Here is a 668-nt window from a genome sequence, read left to right as displayed (position 1 = left end):
ACTGATTACAAGTCAGCCGCTCTACCAACTGAGCTACACCGGCATATTATGGTGGACGCTGACGGGATCGAACCGCCGACCCTCTGCTTGTAAGGCAGATGCTCTCCCAGCTGAGCTAAGCGTCCATATTGTAATTGTTGTTTTACCAGCAACTTTTATATCATATCAAGTTTCTCTAACTTGTTCAACCCTCAATTTTTACCAGTTGAGAAGTTGTGATGGTGACCCGTAGGGGATTCGAACCCCTGTTACCTCCGTGAAAGGGAGGTGTCTTAACCCCTTGACCAACGGGCCATGCAATAGAAGTCTATATAAAATACTTCGATCTCTTCTGTGGAGCTCTCAACCGGGATCGAACCGGTGACCTCATCCTTACCATGGATGCACTCTACCGACTGAGCTATGAGAGCAAATGGCTCCCCGAACAGGACTCGAACCTGTGACAACTCGATTAACAGTCGAGTGCTCTACCAACTGAGCTATCAGGGAATATTACTGGACTCTCACAGGACCCTTCCTGCATGGAGTCCTTACAAAGGACTGCTTGGCGACGTCCTACTCTCCCGGGACCCTGCGGTCCAAGTACCATCGGCGCTGGAGGGCTTAACGGTCGTGTTCGGGATGGGTACGCGTGGAACCCCTCCGCCATCGCCACCAAACAGCATTGG

Annotated in this window: 4 tRNA genes and 1 rRNA gene; all 5 read right to left on the bottom strand. The window is 51.2% G+C overall.

The features are described 5' to 3' along the window. Window positions 1-49: 49 nt before the first annotated feature. The 5 genes from M3661_RS29800 to rrf all read right to left on the bottom strand — a co-directional run bounded on the left by M3661_RS29800 (window position 50) and on the right by rrf (window position 659). Window positions 50-125, bottom strand: a tRNA-Val gene (locus M3661_RS29800). Between the two features lie 94 nt (window positions 126-219). Further along, a tRNA-Glu gene (locus M3661_RS29795) sits at window positions 220-294 on the bottom strand. Between the two features lie 40 nt (window positions 295-334). Further along, window positions 335-410 (bottom strand) — tRNA-Thr (locus tag M3661_RS29790). A 3-nt stretch (window positions 411-413) separates the two neighbouring features. Continuing rightward, window positions 414-489: transfer RNA gene (locus tag M3661_RS29785), tRNA-Asn, on the bottom strand. Window positions 490-542: 53 nt separating this feature from the next. Beyond that, window positions 543-659, bottom strand: a 5S ribosomal RNA gene (rrf, locus tag M3661_RS29780). Between the last annotated feature and the right edge of the window lie 9 nt (window positions 660-668).

The organism is Paenibacillus sp. MER 180 (assembly GCF_023713665.1).
Lineage (GTDB): Bacteria > Bacillota > Bacilli > Paenibacillales > Paenibacillaceae > Paenibacillus_B > Paenibacillus_B suaedae.
This window is presented reverse-complemented; position numbering and strand designations above follow the sequence as displayed.